Genomic DNA, 16,385 nt, shown 5'->3' with positions numbered 1-16,385 from the left:
AATTATAATGGTTCTCTTCGGAAGCCATAAATAATCAAATTTATGACGATAAAGATATTATGGGTCGATGACGAAATTGACCTTTTAAAACCACATATATTATTTCTTCAGAAGAAAAACTACGAGGTTCAAACCTGCAAAAGTGGAACTGAAGCGCTTGAACTCATCGAAGAAGAAAATTTTGACATTATATTCCTGGACGAAAATATGCCGGGGCTTACCGGTCTGGAAACCCTTACGGAAATCAAAGAGCGTAGGGAAACGGTTCCGGTGGTTATGATCACTAAGAGTGAAGAGGAATATATAATGGAAGAAGCGATAGGCTCAAAGATTGCAGATTATCTAATCAAGCCGGTTAATCCTAACCAGATCTTGCTGAGTTTAAAGAAAAATCTGGATCACTCCCGACTCATTTCTGAAAAAACTACATCGAACTACCAGCAGGAATTTCGAAAAATAGCCATGGAATTATCTCAGGTGAACTCTTATGAAGAATGGGTTTCGTTATATCAGAAATTGATCTACTGGGAAATACAGTTAGAAGAAATTGAAGATTCAGGAATGTTCGAAATTCTTGAATCTCAAAAACAGGAGGCAAATAATCAGTTCTTTAAATTCATTTCTAAGAATTACGAGGATTGGTTTCAGCAAGGTGGTGAGCCTCCGGTGATGTCTCATACTTTATTCAAGAAAAAGATTCTGCCGGAAATCAAACCTGGAGAGCCAACGTTGCTAGTTGTCGTCGATAATTTAAGATATGACCAGTGGAAATCACTGGAACCAATTATCACGACACATTATAAGAAAGAGAAAGAGGATGCTTACTTCAGTATTTTGCCCACTGCAACACAATATGCCCGAAATGCAATCTTCTCCGGAATGATGCCAAGTGAGATGGAAAAGCTCTTTCCAGAATACTGGAAGAACGATACTGAAGAAGGAGGTAAAAATCTACACGAATCTGATTTTCTCAGGGAACAGCTTAAGAGATTGGGAAAAGACCTGAGGTACGAATATCATAAAATTACTAGCCTGAAGGCGGGAAGAAAGCTGGCAGATAACTTTAAAAGTCAGAAATCCAACGATCTTACAGTAGTCGTTTATAATTTTGTAGACATGCTCTCTCATTCCAAGACCGAGATGGAAGTGATAAAGGAGCTGGCTTCTAATGACAAATCATATAGGAGCTTAACCCAGAGCTGGTTTAAAAACTCGCCATTACTTGATATCATACAAAAAGCACAGCAACAAGGTTTTAAATTGATCATTACTACAGATCATGGAACGATCAATGTAAAGAACCCTTCAAAGGTTATTGGTGATAAGAATACGAGTTTGAACCTAAGATACAAGACAGGCAGGAGTCTTACGTACGAGAACAAGGAAGTGTTTGCTATAGAGAACCCAAGATCAGTTCATCTACCAACCATTAATATGAGTAGCTCTTATATATTCGCCAAGGAAGATCTGTTCTTTGCATATTTTAATAATTTCAATCATTATGTAAGCTATTATAAGAATACATATCAGCATGGAGGAATTTCGTTAGAAGAAGTTGTAATCCCGTTTGTAGTCTTAAATCCAAAATAATCGATAAACGGCATTTATATAGGTTGAAATACATGCTTTGTTGTTGTACTTATTTGAATATCAAAAAGATACGGCAGTATAACCTTTTTTTATATATCTTTATCATCCCAAATCTGACATTTTGAATTTATGGAGTTAACCTACGAACTTCACGAACTGGATCGAGCGGTAGAACACATTCTACAGAACACAAAGAGTAGAACACTACTTTTCTACGGCGAGATGGGTGCAGGCAAGACGACTCTTATTAAAGAGTTAGCAAAAGCTTTTGGCGTCCAGGACGCCGTTTCCAGTCCTACGTTTTCATTAGTTAACCATTACGAGTCAGATCAGGGTGCGGTTTATCATTTCGATTTATATAGAATCGAATCAGATATGGAAGCATTAGATATTGGATTTGAAGATTACCTGGATTCTGGAGCATGGAATTTGATTGAATGGCCACAAAAAGTAGGGAAATTACTTAGTGATGATCATCAAAAAGTGCATATTGAGGTAGTATCGGAGAATTCAAGAATGTTAAAGTTAAGTTAACGAAATCAAAAATTCGTTAATTTGACGATTAAAATTGTTTGTAAGAATATTATTACTTTTGCAGATATTTTATAAACCTGATTTATTAATTTATATTCGTTAAACGATTTATAAACAGATTTAAACTAACATATTTAAAGTTTTTTATGCGGTTTTTCGGGTATTTTATGCCTCGAAAAATGGCGCAAAGGTACGATTAATGTTTTAACCCACAGGATTTTAAGTTGTTCTATGTTTGTCTCAGAACAAAACGAAACAACCATATTAAAATCTTATATTATGAAACTTAAAGCAGTACTTTTCGCAGCAGCAATATTCGGAGCAAGTTTTTTTGTAACTTCAACTACTGATAACGATACTAATAAGGATGAAATTGAAAAACAAGCTGTGGACAGAAGGCTCATCAGGGTTCCTACTCACGGGTAGTATAATAGCGATTTGCATAGCATTCTCACCTTATCTTTTTTATTTATATGAAATTTTCCCAAGCACCCGTGTTTGGGAAACTTCTTTTTTTACCTACGAAAGTAATTATTACCAAGATGTCCTAACTGCCGCTTGGACGTATACTTCAAAGTTAGTCCCTTTACTTCTACTTATCATCTGGTTTTTTACCTGTAAACACTGGTGGTATCATGTCATCCTAGTGCCAATGGTTATGTATGCTTTTCAATTAATTGCTGCATTCTATGAAGATTATTTTCAACATGTTATCAGCATGGATAATGGAGACTTAATCTACATGGCACCATTTTTTATTGTCATCTTATCGATTGTTTATTTAGTGAGAATTAAGATTTTCGATAGGATCTATGGATTAGATCTGTCGGAGTTGGACGAAACCGAGGTATCGGTATTTACAAGTATATCAGAGCGAGAGCGCAAAGAATTAAAGGAATTTCAAGAAGATAATGATGAACTCGAACATTCCAATGTACTTGTCGAAGACTACTACCGTAAACTTTAGTTTATATTTTTCAATTCCATTTTAAGTTGTAATTTAACTGCTTTAACCAATAACTATGGGCAAACAGCAGGTTTCACCTTTTACTAAAGAACAACTAATTCCACAGGAAGAAACTCTTGAGATCTACAAGAAAAAGGGTGAATTATTCATAGGAATACCAAAAGAGACCGCTTACCAGGAAAAAAGGATTTGTTTAAGTCCTGATGCCGTTGCAGCCATCACCGCACATGGCCATCGAGTGATGATTGAATCCGGTGCCGGAAAATGGGCGCGCTTTAGCGATAAAGATTATTCAGATGCCGGAGCAGAGATCACCAAAGATACCCGCAAAGTATTCTCCTGCCCTACCATCTTAAAAATAGAGCCGCCATCTCTAGAGGAACTTGAAAATATTAATCCGCAAACAACCATAATTTCTGCGCTTCAAATTAAAACTCAGTGTAAAGAGTATTTTCAGAAGCTGGCAGAGAAAAGAATTACTGCACTCGGCTTTGAATTTATCCGGGACGAGGATGGCTCCTACCCTATAGTGCGTGCCTTGAGCGAAATTGCCGGAACAGCCTCTGTCCTCATCGCTTCTGAGATCATGAGTAATCATGCAGATGGAAACGGACTCATGTTTGGAAATATTAGCGGTGTACCACCTGTTGAAGTAGTTATTATTGGAGCAGGTACCGTAGGTGAATTCGCGACCAGATCGGCTATTGGTCTTGGGGCCAGCGTCAAAGTATTTGATTCTTCCCTTACGAAACTTCGTAATATTCAGGCGAATCTTACCAATACATTTTATACCAGTACCATTCAGCCTAAAAATTTATCAAAAGCGCTAAAACGTGCAGACGTTGTAATTGGTGCTGTTCGTGGAAAGGATCGAAGTCCGGTGCTTATTACTGAGAACATGGTACAAAGTATGAAAAGAGGCGCCGTGATCATTGATGTAAGCATCGATATGGGTGGTTGCGTGGAAACCAGCGAGATCACAAGCCATGATGAACCTATTTTCAAAAAGCATAATGTCATTCATTATTGTGTTCCTAATATCCCGTCCAGGTACGCCAGAACGAGTTCCCTTTCAATAAGTAATATTTTTACCCCGTATTTATTACATATTGGTGAAGAGGGTGGTTTAGAAAATACTCTGAGATTTGATCGCGGTTTACGTAATGGTTTGTATTTTTACCACGGAATTTTGACCAATAAATCGATAGCAGAATGGTTCAATCTTTCTTACCGTGATATAAATCTCCTGATTTTCTAATTAATGAAACTTATACATCGCTTTGGCTATTTTGGCGTCGGACTATTCTTCGGAATTGTACTATTAATATTTTTTTTAGGTGGTAAAAAAGCTTCTTGCGATTACTCTCCAAATGCACGTGTGCTGAAAAATATTAAGATAAAAGAGAGAAAATGGTCTGAAGAATCTTTGATTTTTCTAATGGATCGCGAAATTGACACTTCCTATATTTCCGAAGTTCTTAAAAATGGAGACGTTGATTTCAACTTAAGTGATACTGATGCGAAACCATGCAATATCTATTATGTTACCGGAACACGTGAAACTGAAGAATTAGAATTCAGAATACAAAATTGCGATAGTATTGCTACGATACAGAAAGTAAAAATAAGAACGGCCGAATAAATCGGCCGCCTACTATATTATTCCATGATCTGCTCGGCGTGAGCTTTGGTTTTGACTTTCTGAATTATCTCTTCGATCTTTCCATTTTCATCAATGATGAAGGTTGTTCGGTGAATGCCTTCGTATTCTTTTCCCATAAATTTTTTGGGTCCCCAAACTCCGTAAGCTTCGATCACTTCCTTATCCTCATCTGCAAGTAATGGATATTTAAATTCATACTTGTTTCTGAAGTTTTGCTGCCTTTTTTTGGAATCGGCACTAACACCCAGAATGTCATAACCTTTTGCACTCATTGCTTCATAATTATCACTTAAATTACAGGCTTCCGCAGTACAACCAGGCGTGCTCGCTTTCGGGTAGAAAAATAATACCAGCTTTTTTCCTTTATAATCATTTAAAGTGATGGTATTTCCGTCCTGATCTTCAGCTTTGAAATCGGGAGCCTTATCCCCTGCTTTTAATGTTGTCATAATTCTTACTTTTGCTTAAAAATAAAGCTTTATGACCAAAAAGGAAAAGGTTCAGTTTGTAATTGATACTTTAAATGAAATCTATCCTGAAATTCCTATACCTTTAGATCATAAAGATCCATATACCTTATTGATAGCGGTGTTGCTTTCTGCTCAAAGCACCGATGTCAAAGTTAATCAAATCACTCCTAAACTATTTGAGATCGCAGATACTCCTGAGAAAATGGTGAAATTAAGTGTAGAGGAGATTCGGGATATTATCAGGCCAGTTGGGCTTTCTCCAATGAAGTCCAAAGGCATACATGGGCTTTCCCATATTCTTTTGGATAAGTACAATGGTCAGGTACCAAAAAGTATAGAAGCTCTGGAAGAACTTCCAGCGGTAGGTCACAAAACTGCCAGTGTAGTAGTAGCACAGGCGTTTAATATTCCTGCTTTTCCAGTTGACACGCATATCCACAGACTTATGTATCGCTGGAATCTTACGAATGGAAAAAACGTGGTGCAGACGGAAAAGGATGCAAAAAGACTTTTTCCTGAAGATCTATGGAACCGACTACATTTACAAATTATCTGGTATGGGAGACAGTATTCTCCGGCACGAGCCTGGAACCTGGATAAGGATATCATTACAAAAACTATTGGCCGAAAAAGTGTAATTGCCGAATATTTTAAGAAGATAAAAAAATAAAACCTGCCAGTAATGACAGGTTTTTGTTTAGTTTAGAAGTGTTTCAAACTTCATGTTTTGATATTCCACAACGTTCAGGGCTTTGGAATAACTGAGTAAAAACTCGATTGTTTCCTTTGCTGGACGTGGTTGAACATTTTTTTCTTCTTTCGAAGTTTTTTTAAAGTAGAGTTTCCCCATGTGCCGTTATTTTTTGGTATTTATAAGTTAACGGCATTTACTTCATAATATTGCGAAATTAGTTTGTTAAGATCAAATTTCGTTTCTCAATGATCTTTCTAAGATTGATCAAAGCGTATCGCATTCTACCTAAAGCGGTATTAATACTAACTCCTGTTCGATCTGAAATCTCCTTGAAACTCATATCTTTATAAATCCTCATAGTAAGGACTTCCAATTGATCTTCCGGAAGCTCTTTAATAAGTTCCTGAACGTCTGACTCGATTTGATCCTTGATAATCTGGGTTTCTGCATTTAGATCACCATCGCTTAGTACAGAGAAAATATTGAAATCCCCACTATTGTCAAATTTGGGCATTCTCTTATTTTTTCGGAAATGGTCAATGACAAGATTATGTGCTATTCGCATTACCCAGGGAAGAAATTTACCTTCCTCGTTATATTTACCTCGCTTTAGAGTACGAATAACTTTAATAAAAGTATCCTGAAAAATATCTTCAGAGATATCTTTATCGTAGACCTTTGAGTAAATAAAACTGTAAATTCTTTGTTGGTGACGGCTAATAAGTGTTCCTAGCGCATTCTCGTTTCCTTCCAGATAATCACGTACAAGTGAGGCATCGGTGACCTTAGTGTTATTCATACCAGTTACTTTAAATTTCAGGAACAGATCCTGAGGTTAGGTTATTTAGAGTTTAAAAGTAACTGTGCTTTATAGGCGTATGAATTTTGGTTATGCACCAAATATAGCAACTTAAATTTGAGAAATGCAAACAAAAGCTTAATATTTTAACAATACTATAGGCTTTTCCCGGCTTTCTTCTCCGCTTGATAATGAGTAACTTTGCAGCCTTATCCCAGAGAGAATGACCGTAGATATAGCCAATATTGACCCCAAGAAAAATATCATTATTAAAGGTGCAAAGCTGCACAACCTTAAGAATATCAATGCCATAATTCCCAGGAACAAACTCGTGGTAATTACAGGTCTATCCGGTTCAGGAAAGTCAAGTCTCGCATTTGATACGCTCTATGCAGAAGGTCAACGGCGCTACGTAGAAAGTCTTAGTTCCTATGCCCGGCAGTTTCTTGGCAGGTTGAATAAGCCAAAAGTAGATTATATTAAAGGTATCGCTCCGGCAATTGCTATTGAACAAAAAGTTAATTCTACGAACCCGAGGTCTACCGTAGGTACTTCTACGGAAATCTATGACTATCTAAAATTATTATTTGCCAGGATTGGTAAAACCTATTCTCCAGTTTCTGGAAACGAGGTCAAGAAGGATACTGTCACAGATGTGATCAATTATGTAAAAGGTTTTCCCGAACGTGAAAAACTGCTACTTCTCGCCCCTATTCACCTGGAAGAAGGTCGTAAGCTCGAAAATAAAATAAATGTACTGGCTCAGCAGGGTTACAGTAGGATAAAAATAGGTGAATCAGTAGTGCGTATTGATGAAACCGATCTATCGAAAGCAAAAGTTGAAAATACTTTTTTAGTAGTAGACCGAATTATTACAAAGGATGAAGAAGACTTTTTCAACCGATTGGCAGACGCTGTTGAAGCGGCATTTTTCGAAGGTAAAGGTGAATTATTCATTGAGAGGTTATCAGATAACAGCTCAGGACACTTCAGCAATAAATTCGAATTGGATGGCATTAGTTTCCTGGAGCCAAATGTACATTTGTTCAGCTTTAACAATCCATATGGAGCCTGTCCCAAGTGTGAAGGTTACGGCGATGTTATAGGTATTGATGAAGAGCTTGTGATTCCAAACACAGGTTTATCCATTTATGAAAATGCAATCTTTCCGTGGCGAGGTGATAGTATGAGCTGGTATAAAGATCAATTGATCAAGAATTCTCATAAATTCGATTTCCCCATACACAAACCTTATTTTGAACTAAGTGACGAGCAAAAAGAGCTGGTCTGGAATGGAAATCAGTATTTCGAAGGATTAAACCAGTTTTTTGAGTTTCTGGAGAGCAAGGCATACAAGATTCAGAATCGGGTGATGCTTTCAAGGTATCGCGGTAAAACCAAATGTTCAGTTTGTAAAGGAAAACGACTTAGACAGGAAGCGCACTATGTAAAAATAAACGGACTCAATATTACCGATCTGGTAGAAAAACCTTTGGATAAGGTTCGAGCATTCTTTGATGATTTAACTCTTGATGAATACGAAGAGAAAATTGCAAAGAGATTACTGCAGGAAATTAGAAACCGACTTCAATTCCTTTCCAATGTAGGTCTGGATTATCTAACATTAAATCGTAAATCCAATACACTTTCTGGTGGGGAATCACAAAGGATCAATCTTGCCACCTCTCTTGGGAGCAGCCTGGTTGGGTCCATGTACATTTTGGATGAACCTTCTATCGGATTGCATCCTAAGGATACCGAGAAGTTAATTGGTGTTTTAAAACATTTACGAGATCTTGGTAATACGGTCATTGTGGTGGAACATGATGAGGAGATTATGAATGCTGCAGATGAGATCATCGATATTGGACCGGAAGCTGGAACTAATGGTGGTCACGTGGTTGCAACAGGAAATCTTAAACAAATTCTCAAATCTAATTCTCTTACTGCGGAATATCTTAAAGGTAAGAAAAATATTGAAGTGCCAGAAAAGAGAAGAACTTCTAAGAATTTCATCAAGATACTTGGGGCAAGGGAGAACAACCTGAAGAATATTGATGTCGAAATCCCTTTAGGAGTCTTTACAGCGATCACCGGAGTTTCGGGGAGTGGAAAAAGTACTTTAGTTAAAAAGATATTTTACCCAGCCATTCAGAAAGAATTGGGAGGTTATGGGGAAAAAGCAGGTCAGTTTTCTGGAATTGAAGGCAATTTTAAAAATCTTGGAAGTGTAGAGTTCGTAGATCAAAACCCTATTGGTAGATCATCAAGATCGAACCCGGTAACCTATATAAAAGCTTATGACGATATTCGAAATCTATTCTCTTCCCTGAGACTGGCGAAATTACGTGGCTTTCAACCGAAGCATTTTTCTTTTAATGTAGACGGCGGAAGATGTGAAACCTGTAAAGGTGAAGGTGAAGTTACCATTGAAATGCAATTTATGGCAGATGTTCACCTCGAATGTGAAACCTGTAATGGTAAGCGTTTCAAAAAAGATGTGCTTGAAGTGACCTTTCATGATAAGAATATTGATGATGTTCTAAATATGACTATCGATGATGCAACAGCATTTTTTGAAGATCATGATCAGGAAAAGATCGTTAAAAAGCTTAAACCTCTAAAAGATGTTGGTTTAGGATACGTGCAATTAGGACAAAGCTCCTCTACTCTATCGGGTGGTGAAGCTCAGCGTATCAAGCTGGCTTCTTTCCTGGTTAAAGGAACAACCAAAACCAAAGCACTCTTCATTTTTGATGAACCAACCACAGGACTGCATTTTCACGATATCAAGAAATTATTGAAATCTTTCAATGCTTTGATTTCTAAAGGACATTCAGTAGTAGTAATTGAACATAACATGGATCTTGTAAAATGTGCTGATCATGTGATCGATCTGGGACTGGAAGGTGGAGAAAATGGTGGTTATTTAATTGCCACAGGAACTCCGGAAGAGGTTGCTAAAAATAAAGAATCAGTTACCGCGCCCTATCTTTCTGAAAAATTGAATTAAACACAATACACTGTTATTCATTATTTTAATTTCCTGAAGAGGACTGTATGATGAGGTAGCATGAAGTAGTTTCGGGTTTTGGCATGAGCTTTGTATTTAGTTAAGAAATGTTCTTAATTTAAATACTACTACTATGAGAAATCTGACCTTATTTATCGTTTGCCTTTTTGTAGGATGGTCAGTTAGCGCTGAAAATCCGCATTCTGAAATATCCAAAAGTACTACCTACTCCAATCTTTTCAATGACTCTTTTATTTTTATTGAAGGTGGTGTTGAATTCGCGGTTTATCCAAATGGAGAGTTCGATTTCTATTATAATCCTGATTTCCGAAGAGGAAATGAAGTGAGAATTTCTACACCTAACGTAAATATTAGCTATAATTCTGGTTACAATTACGAACCATTTATTCAATATGATGATTATGGAGCTGTAATCCAGATCGAAGATGTTCCGGTCTACTACGATTATTATGGTAGAATCATCCAGGCTGGAAATATTGTAATGGATTACAATCGTTATGGAATGCTTGCTAATGTTGGTTCCTTAAGATTACATTATAACAATTTTGGTAGAGTGATTCAACGAACAGGTTATATAAACAGTTATAACCGGCATTATGTTCGCAGACCATGGCATTCTTATTATCGTCGTCCATCGCTTAATGTTAGTATCGTATTTAATCAGCCATACCGGGCTTATTATCAGCCACATCGTGTAAGCTACAACCAGTATACGACGGTTTATAATAACTATTATAGTACACATAAGCACAAAAGAAACTTCTACAGACCTTCTCAGCGTGTTGCTCAATATCACTACGGAAAGCAAGTAAAACAAAAGCGTGATCTTGCACAATATCGTGCTCGTACCAATAAAAGCGATCAATTAGTTCGTAACAGGCAACAAGCGGCAAGATCCAAAGCCTATGCGAATCGATCTAATAACTCAAAAAGCAGTAGAATAATCACTGCTGAACGTTCTCCTATTAAGAATAATAGGTCTAAGAATTACGGAGCGAGATCTGAAAGAAGTACAAATTCTAAAGGGCGTGTATCGCCAGAAAGTAGAAAAACCAGTTCCAGAACGATAGAAAGAAATTCTCGATTGGACACCAGGTCTACTGAAAACAGAGTTCAAAAAGCCAGTCGTTCTACATCAGTACGGAACACCGAAAGGACTCCAAAAGTTCAAAATAAAACTCGTTCTGTTGAAAGGAATACAAGTGCTCAACGTCCAAACAGACAGAAGGCTGAGTCAACCAGAACAAGATCTTCGAGCAGGTCTAAGTCTTCAGTGAACGAAAGAAAAAATATTTCTTCAAGAGCTAGAGGTTCGGCACGAAATATGAATAATATATAGTAGATGATAAGTTCATAATTTAATTTTTTGGTTGGTTAGTTGGAAAACCCCTGATGCTGCCTTGCGGATGGGGTTTTCTCGTTTATGACAAATTCAGAACCTTGTCGATCATCGTATTTATTTCCGAAGAAACCTTAGAAAAATAGATGATTAGTCCGTAGATAATCCCGGAAATTAAAACCTTCAAAAATATATTTAGAACTGGTAGGGCCGAGATGTCGATATAATAAAAGCCAGCCGTTAGGACGAACGTTAATACTAACATCAACCACGTAGACCTCGAAAATGGCTGAATCCTGAACTTGAGGTAGACCAGATATATTTTGGAAGTATTGTAAACAAAGAAGGCCAGAAAACTAGCGATCGCAGCACCTTCGAGTCCGAATTTTGGAATAAGTAAATAATTCAGGATAAATGCAAGCAATACGAGGATGACACCAATACCGAGGACAATTCTATAATAATCTGAATTGAATAGAATACTATTGTTATTCCCCAGTAGGTTATCGTAAAGTTTAACGATTGAAATCAGGAGTACTACAAATACTGAAATTTGATATTGCTGCGGAATAAGTTCATATAAAGATTCTACATTCGTGATTATCCAGATGAAGATCAAGGCGCTAATAATAAGAAGGTTAAGCGAACTTTTCTGATATAGGTTCTTCAATCCGGCCTTATCTTTGGTATTCAGCATTTCGGCAGTCATTGGATGCGTGATCTGATGCATTGCTTTTTGTGGGACGGAGATCACGGTCGCGATATAGACTGCAATACCGTAGATCGCAACATTTTCGATAGGCATGTAATATTCAATCATCACTTTATCCAGATCCAGCAACACAGTAGCTACTGAGGCCGCGATTAGTATTAATGCTGAATATTTAAGCAAACTGGATAGGTTTTCAGGAGCTTGCAGGCTAATTCTTGGTGGATGTAAGGAAAAAGCATACAATGCCATTACAATCATCCTAAATACGAAAACGCCAGAGATAGCGTAGATGAAATCAGAAACGCTGATCCAGTCCTTATAGACCATAAGCAGTAGAACGCTTATGCAAAACCTATGAAAGACCTCCTTCATAAAATTACCAAAGGAACTTTTATAGTATATCTTGGACCAGGCAAAAAATACTTCAAAATAAGCGGTAGCAAAAGCGATCAGGAAAATCAACCAGATATAGGGCTGGACGAGCTCATTTTCACCTTTAAAATATTCCAGCAATTCCGTATAAAATAATAAACCGACTAAACCTAAGAGTAAAGCCGCCAGTGCCGGTAGAATCAACATCAATGTAAGTAAGCGATCCTGTTCTTTTCGTGTTTTGTAAGAGGTAAAGAATTTAATTAGCGTGCTGTGTACCCCAAAAACCAGAAACGGCCAGATAAGGTTTGCTGCAGAAAGGAGAAAACTCACCAATCCGTAATATTCTTTAGTAAGGAAATAGGTGAATAGAAATAATGTATTTACAGCTCCAATGGCAAAACCCAAGTAGGTAGTCACCATATTTTTGATGGACTGATTAATAATTATTCCCATTAGATCTTTTTGATTAAATCTGCCAGCTCAGCTGTAAGCTCTCTACGATGATATTTTGAAATATCACTATTTATTTGCTTAACTCCCTGTGCCTCTTTTCGATAAAACTGATCTATAATCCAGGATTTGACCTTTTCCTTATCACGAAATAACAAGTAAGTTCCGCTTTGCGTATCCAGAACCATTTTTCCTGCTTCCCAGCTTTCGGGACCTATCGCCAGAATTGGTTTTTTTGCAGCAAAATATTCGAAGATCTTACCGGGTATGATTCCCCTGGTTTCTACACTGTCAATTTCCAAAAGTAATAGAATTGCAGCTCGATTTTGCATTTCCAGAGCTTCTTTATGGCTAACATATCCATCAATTTGAAGATATTCCTGAAGTCCCAGTTCTTCAATACTTTCCTTTACTTCGGAACTTATTTTTCCCGCCAATCGAATCTTTAGTTTATTTCTGAAGTCAGAAACATTTTCTACGATCTCTGCGATAGCTTTCCACAAAATTTCAGGACTTCTACCTGAAAGTAAAGAACCAATATGAGAAATCTCAAAATGATCTGATGTGATCGGCTCCTTCTGTAGATTATCGAAGCCATTCGTAATTACTCGAATAGGTCTTGTAGTTTTAGATTCAAATTCAGCTTTGGTAGTATAGCTGGTAGTGACAATTTGATCAGCTTTATTGAGGACTTTATACTCAAGGTCCAGGTGGTTTTGTTTACTAGACTGAGTGAGTTTAAGTTTTTTGTGATATCCAATTTCTGTCCAGGGATCTCTAAAATCGGCTATCCACTTTATGCCTAAACTTTTCTGAAGTTCCAAACCAATCAAATGCAGACTATGCGGAGGTCCGGTTGTTATAAGAACATCGAACTTCTCCTTCTCCAAGACAGACTTTAAATAACTCACCGAGGGTTTGATCCAGAATTTTCTAGCGTCCGGGATAAAAAAGTTTCCGCGAACAAATAACATCAACTTCTGGATGGCACTTTGCTCCTGCTCTTTGGCTATAATTCCAGAACTTATAGTTTTAGAATCACCTTTAGAAAAAATCTCTGCAACTTTGTATGGTTCAAAAATTGGTTGCTTGAATATTCGGATTCCTGTTGGGATTTCGGCAAGTAAACTTTTATCTAAAAGTGGGTAACCTGGATTTTCAGGAATATAAACAACAGGTTCAATATCAAATTCTCTTAAGTAAGTTACGAATTTCAACCAGCGTTGAACTCCCGGTCCTCCGGCAGGTGGCCAATAATAAGTAACAATAAGAGCTTTCTTCATTCAGAGATTTAAATTTGGTAACGATTTTTCAGCTCGTACCCCAGTCCTCCAAATAATATCAAGCCAAATAAAATAGAACTTATCAGAACTATCGTGCTTCCGGTATCAACAACCTGAGGTTCAAATTTGAAAGTAATTTCATGATTCCCTGCAGGCACATTCATAGCTCTTAATGTATAGTTTGCCTGAATATGATCTACTTCCTTTCCATCAATATAAGCCTGCCAACCGGGTTGATAATAATTTTCAGAAAAAACAATGAACTGAGCGGTATCTGCTTCGTATTTGTATTTGAGTTCATTCGGTTTCTGTGACACCAGATCTATTTTAGTGCTGGAACTGTATACAAATTCATTACTCACCACGTCTTTAAATTCAGAATTTACAACAGCGGTGTTCATCAGGTTGACATCCTTCAGAATTTGAATTTCCTCGTCCTGGGTATCCACCCATTTAATCGTTTGAACCGCCCAGGCATTTCCAAAAGCTTGCGGATTCTGTTGCGCCTGTACTCCATTTTCCGTAGGAACAATAAAGTACTTCACATTGAGCATGCTCAGAATTTCCATATCATTCTTAGCAATATAGAAATCAAACAGATCCTGTATCCTGCCCGGTTTGGCAGCGTGATAACCACCTAAGGCATTGTGATAATAAGAAGTTCTTCCTGTATTAAACGGACTTCCGGAAACATCGAAAACGCGATAGTGCGTTGTATCCTCCAGGATTTGATCATCTGCAGTATATCGCTCGTATGGCTGGTTGATCTTTCTGGATTGCACAAAGTCATCACTATTTACATAACGCCTGTCCACCCCAATTAAATCAACGAGTATAAGCACTGCAAAACCTGCGATTAGTAGATTGGTCTGTAGCTTATTCTTAAGATATGCCCAGATCAAACCAACTCCAATTCCGGTAAAAAGTAAAGATCTCATTACATCACTGAAGAAGATATCCTTTCTATCTTCCTTCAAAGCATTGATAAAATCCATACCGAACTGTTCCCTGTACAACGAGTCGTTAACACCGGCAAAATCGAATACTGAACTCAGCAGTAAAAAGAAGATAAGCAGGCCTCCGGAAATAAACCCTGAATATTTCAAGGCATTTAATTTTTCTTCCGAAGATATTTTCTTTGATAGTAATTTATGCAGTCCTACAATCGCTAATAAGGGTAAACATAATTCCAGCAGCACCTGAATCGATGACACTGCACGGAATTTATCATATAATGGTACATAGTCTATAAAAAGATTGGTGACAGGATTGGAACCGGCAAACCAGTTTTTTCCCCAACTCAGGATCAAAGCAAGCATACTGCCACTAACTACCCACCATTTTAACCTTCCTTTTATAAGAAATAAAGCGAAAATGAATAAAAAGATGACACTCGCTCCTATATATGCAGGTGCGCCAACAAATGGTTGATCTCCCCAGTAGGTTGGAGCCGATTCTGCAAAATCTTTAGCCTGAGCCGGTGCAGCACCAAGTTTTAAAATAGCATCGTATAAATTGGAATCGCTACCAATATTTTCTGAACTACCACCACCAAGTAAACGAGGAACCATCAGATTAAAGCTTTCTAAAATTCCGTAACTGTACTCCGTGATATAATCGTAGCTAAGACCCGATTCTGTTTTAGCAGCGCCGTCTGGTCCAATACTTAAATCTGACTCCCCCCTGGTGCTGTAACTGGCATATTCGCTGGTAGCAAGCAAGCTGGTTGCATTCATAGCCAAGGCAAGAACCACCGCAAGAACCATAACTCCAAGTGATTTGAAATAATTACCTATCCATGCTTTTTTAAACGCATCTATAAAATAAACGATGCCAAGAACTATGACCAGAAGCAACAGGTAATAGGTCATCTGGAAATGGTTTGCCTGGATCTCTAGAGCCATCCCAACACTTAAGAGCAGGAAACCCCAAACATTTCGGTTTCTGAATATTGATATGATACCGGCAAGCACAACGGGCATATACGCAATGGCATGAGCTTTGGCATTATGACCAATTCCAAGAATAATTATGAGATAAGTGGAAAAACCAAAAGCAAGAGAGCCTACAAAGGCAACCCGGTAATCTATCTTTAAACAGAGGAGTAAAATATAAAAGCCTATAAAATAAAGAAACAGGTAGTCTGCTGGTCGGGGTAAAAACCTCAAGGTAGAATCGAGCTTCTTGACATAATTATGCGGATAGTATGCTCCTAACTGGAAAGTTGGCATTCCTCCAAAAGCAGAGTCGGTCCAGTAAGGCTCTTCTCCCGTTTGTTCCCTGAAGTCATTCTGCTCCTTGGCCATCCCGATATACTGAATGATATCGCTTTGATAAATTTCCTTGCCCTGTAAGACAGGATGAAAGTAGAATAGGGATAAAACAACAAATCCTGCCAGGACTAGCAGGTGTGGTATGAATTTCTTGATATCAGGCATTCACAAGTCTTTTGAAACTGAAAATTTTAATGCAGGA

15 protein-coding genes are annotated in these 16,385 nt (G+C 37.6%); 9 read left to right on the top strand and 6 right to left on the bottom strand.

Going from position 1 to position 16,385, the window contains the following annotated elements:
- Positions 1 to 42 precede the first annotated feature (42 nt).
- The 6 genes from ACSHZO_RS08445 to ACSHZO_RS08420 all read left to right on the top strand — a co-directional run bounded on the left by ACSHZO_RS08445 (position 43) and on the right by ACSHZO_RS08420 (position 4,733).
- Positions 43 to 1,590 (top strand): PglZ domain-containing protein, encoded by a 1,548-nt coding sequence (locus tag ACSHZO_RS08445; RefSeq protein ID WP_298247034.1) that lies wholly within the window; start codon positions 43 to 45, stop codon positions 1,588 to 1,590.
- Positions 1,591 to 1,719: 129 nt separating this feature from the next.
- The gene (gene tsaE, locus ACSHZO_RS08440) at positions 1,720 to 2,124 is read left to right on the top strand and encodes a tRNA (adenosine(37)-N6)-threonylcarbamoyltransferase complex ATPase subunit type 1 TsaE (protein WP_298247033.1); all 405 of its coding nucleotides are present in this window, start codon (positions 1,720 to 1,722) and stop codon (positions 2,122 to 2,124) included.
- Between the two features lie 279 nt (positions 2,125 to 2,403).
- Positions 2,404 to 2,550: a hypothetical protein gene (locus ACSHZO_RS08435; RefSeq protein WP_295180574.1), complete on the top strand. Its 147-nt coding sequence runs from the start codon at positions 2,404 to 2,406 to the stop codon at positions 2,548 to 2,550.
- The gene (locus ACSHZO_RS08430; protein ID WP_298247032.1) at positions 2,492 to 3,091 is read left to right on the top strand and encodes a hypothetical protein; all 600 of its coding nucleotides are present in this window, start codon (positions 2,492 to 2,494) and stop codon (positions 3,089 to 3,091) included. The genes ACSHZO_RS08435 and ACSHZO_RS08430 overlap by 59 nt, the downstream gene beginning before the upstream one ends.
- Before the next feature lie 55 nt (positions 3,092 to 3,146).
- Positions 3,147 to 4,349, top strand: a complete 1,203-nt coding sequence (locus ACSHZO_RS08425; protein ID WP_298247031.1) for an alanine dehydrogenase — start codon at positions 3,147 to 3,149, stop codon at positions 4,347 to 4,349.
- A 3-nt stretch (positions 4,350 to 4,352) separates the two neighbouring features.
- Positions 4,353 to 4,733, top strand: coding sequence for a hypothetical protein (locus ACSHZO_RS08420; RefSeq protein WP_298247030.1), 381 nt, complete (start codon positions 4,353 to 4,355; stop codon positions 4,731 to 4,733).
- Between the two features lie 17 nt (positions 4,734 to 4,750).
- Here ACSHZO_RS08420 and bcp read toward each other — a convergent pair whose 3' ends face one another.
- Entirely contained in the window at positions 4,751 to 5,203 is a 453-nt protein-coding gene (bcp, locus tag ACSHZO_RS08415; protein ID WP_298247029.1) for a thioredoxin-dependent thiol peroxidase, read from the bottom strand.
- Between the two features lie 31 nt (positions 5,204 to 5,234).
- Here bcp and ACSHZO_RS08410 point away from each other — a divergent pair, with 31 nt between their 5' ends.
- On the top strand, positions 5,235 to 5,894 hold the full coding sequence (locus ACSHZO_RS08410; RefSeq protein WP_298247028.1) for an endonuclease III domain-containing protein: 660 nt from the start codon (positions 5,235 to 5,237) through the stop codon (positions 5,892 to 5,894).
- Between the two features lie 27 nt (positions 5,895 to 5,921).
- Here the strand turns inward: ACSHZO_RS08410 and ACSHZO_RS08405 are convergent, their stop codons facing one another.
- The gene (locus ACSHZO_RS08405) at positions 5,922 to 6,074 is read right to left on the bottom strand and encodes a hypothetical protein (protein ID WP_298247027.1); all 153 of its coding nucleotides are present in this window, start codon (positions 6,072 to 6,074) and stop codon (positions 5,922 to 5,924) included.
- Between the two features lie 58 nt (positions 6,075 to 6,132).
- The gene (locus tag ACSHZO_RS08400) at positions 6,133 to 6,717 is read right to left on the bottom strand and encodes an RNA polymerase sigma factor (RefSeq protein WP_298247026.1); all 585 of its coding nucleotides are present in this window, start codon (positions 6,715 to 6,717) and stop codon (positions 6,133 to 6,135) included.
- A gap of 223 nt (positions 6,718 to 6,940) precedes the next feature.
- Between ACSHZO_RS08400 and uvrA the strand changes: the two genes are divergently transcribed.
- Both uvrA and ACSHZO_RS08390 read left to right on the top strand, forming a co-directional pair.
- On the top strand, positions 6,941 to 9,730 hold the full coding sequence (gene uvrA, locus ACSHZO_RS08395; protein WP_298247025.1) for an excinuclease ABC subunit UvrA: 2,790 nt from the start codon (positions 6,941 to 6,943) through the stop codon (positions 9,728 to 9,730).
- Between the two features lie 133 nt (positions 9,731 to 9,863).
- Entirely contained in the window at positions 9,864 to 11,090 is a 1,227-nt protein-coding gene (locus ACSHZO_RS08390; RefSeq protein ID WP_298247024.1) for a hypothetical protein, read from the top strand.
- 82 nt (positions 11,091 to 11,172) lie between these two features.
- Here the strand turns inward: ACSHZO_RS08390 and ACSHZO_RS08385 are convergent, their stop codons facing one another.
- From ACSHZO_RS08385 to ACSHZO_RS08375, 3 genes are read right to left on the bottom strand one after another with little or no spacing between them, the layout of a single operon-like run.
- Positions 11,173 to 12,630 (bottom strand): oligosaccharide flippase family protein, encoded by a 1,458-nt coding sequence (locus ACSHZO_RS08385; protein WP_298247023.1) that lies wholly within the window; start codon positions 12,628 to 12,630, stop codon positions 11,173 to 11,175.
- Entirely contained in the window at positions 12,630 to 13,910 is a 1,281-nt protein-coding gene (locus ACSHZO_RS08380; protein WP_298247022.1) for a glycosyltransferase, read from the bottom strand. The genes ACSHZO_RS08385 and ACSHZO_RS08380 overlap by 1 nt, the downstream gene beginning before the upstream one ends.
- Before the next feature lie 8 nt (positions 13,911 to 13,918).
- A complete protein-coding gene (locus tag ACSHZO_RS08375) occupies positions 13,919 to 16,348 on the bottom strand; it encodes a YfhO family protein (protein ID WP_298247021.1) in 2,430 nt (809 codons plus the stop codon).
- Positions 16,349 to 16,385: the final 37 nt, after the last annotated feature.

This window comes from Christiangramia sp. 3-2217-3z, from assembly GCF_051195275.1.
In the GTDB taxonomy this organism is placed as follows: Bacteria; Bacteroidota; Bacteroidia; order Flavobacteriales; family Flavobacteriaceae; genus Christiangramia; species Christiangramia marina.
The sequence above is the reverse complement of the archived record's forward strand: the minus strand, read 5'-3'. Positions and strand labels throughout refer to the sequence as shown.

Bases quoted from the DNA above. Each gene is read 5' to 3' on its own strand.
- ACSHZO_RS08445 (WP_298247034.1), top strand. From the start codon at position 43: ATGACGATAAAGATATTATGGGTCGATGACGAAATTGACCTTTTAAAA.
- tsaE (WP_298247033.1), top strand. From the start codon at position 1,720: ATGGAGTTAACCTACGAACTTCACGAACTGGATCGAGCGGTAGAACAC.
- ACSHZO_RS08435 (WP_295180574.1), top strand. From the start codon at position 2,404: ATGAAACTTAAAGCAGTACTTTTCGCAGCAGCAATATTCGGAGCAAGT.
- ACSHZO_RS08430 (WP_298247032.1), top strand. From the start codon at position 2,492: ATGAAATTGAAAAACAAGCTGTGGACAGAAGGCTCATCAGGGTTCCTA.
- ACSHZO_RS08425 (WP_298247031.1), top strand. From the start codon at position 3,147: ATGGGCAAACAGCAGGTTTCACCTTTTACTAAAGAACAACTAATTCCA.
- ACSHZO_RS08420 (WP_298247030.1), top strand. From the start codon at position 4,353: ATGAAACTTATACATCGCTTTGGCTATTTTGGCGTCGGACTATTCTTC.
- bcp (WP_298247029.1), bottom strand. From the start codon at position 5,203: ATGACAACATTAAAAGCAGGGGATAAGGCTCCCGATTTCAAAGCTGAA.
- ACSHZO_RS08410 (WP_298247028.1), top strand. From the start codon at position 5,235: ATGACCAAAAAGGAAAAGGTTCAGTTTGTAATTGATACTTTAAATGAA.
- ACSHZO_RS08405 (WP_298247027.1), bottom strand. From the start codon at position 6,074: ATGGGGAAACTCTACTTTAAAAAAACTTCGAAAGAAGAAAAAAATGTT.
- ACSHZO_RS08400 (WP_298247026.1), bottom strand. From the start codon at position 6,717: ATGAATAACACTAAGGTCACCGATGCCTCACTTGTACGTGATTATCTG.
- uvrA (WP_298247025.1), top strand. From the start codon at position 6,941: ATGACCGTAGATATAGCCAATATTGACCCCAAGAAAAATATCATTATT.
- ACSHZO_RS08390 (WP_298247024.1), top strand. From the start codon at position 9,864: ATGAGAAATCTGACCTTATTTATCGTTTGCCTTTTTGTAGGATGGTCA.
- ACSHZO_RS08385 (WP_298247023.1), bottom strand. From the start codon at position 12,630: ATGGGAATAATTATTAATCAGTCCATCAAAAATATGGTGACTACCTAC.
- ACSHZO_RS08380 (WP_298247022.1), bottom strand. From the start codon at position 13,910: ATGAAGAAAGCTCTTATTGTTACTTATTATTGGCCACCTGCCGGAGGA.
- ACSHZO_RS08375 (WP_298247021.1), bottom strand. From the start codon at position 16,348: ATGCCTGATATCAAGAAATTCATACCACACCTGCTAGTCCTGGCAGGA.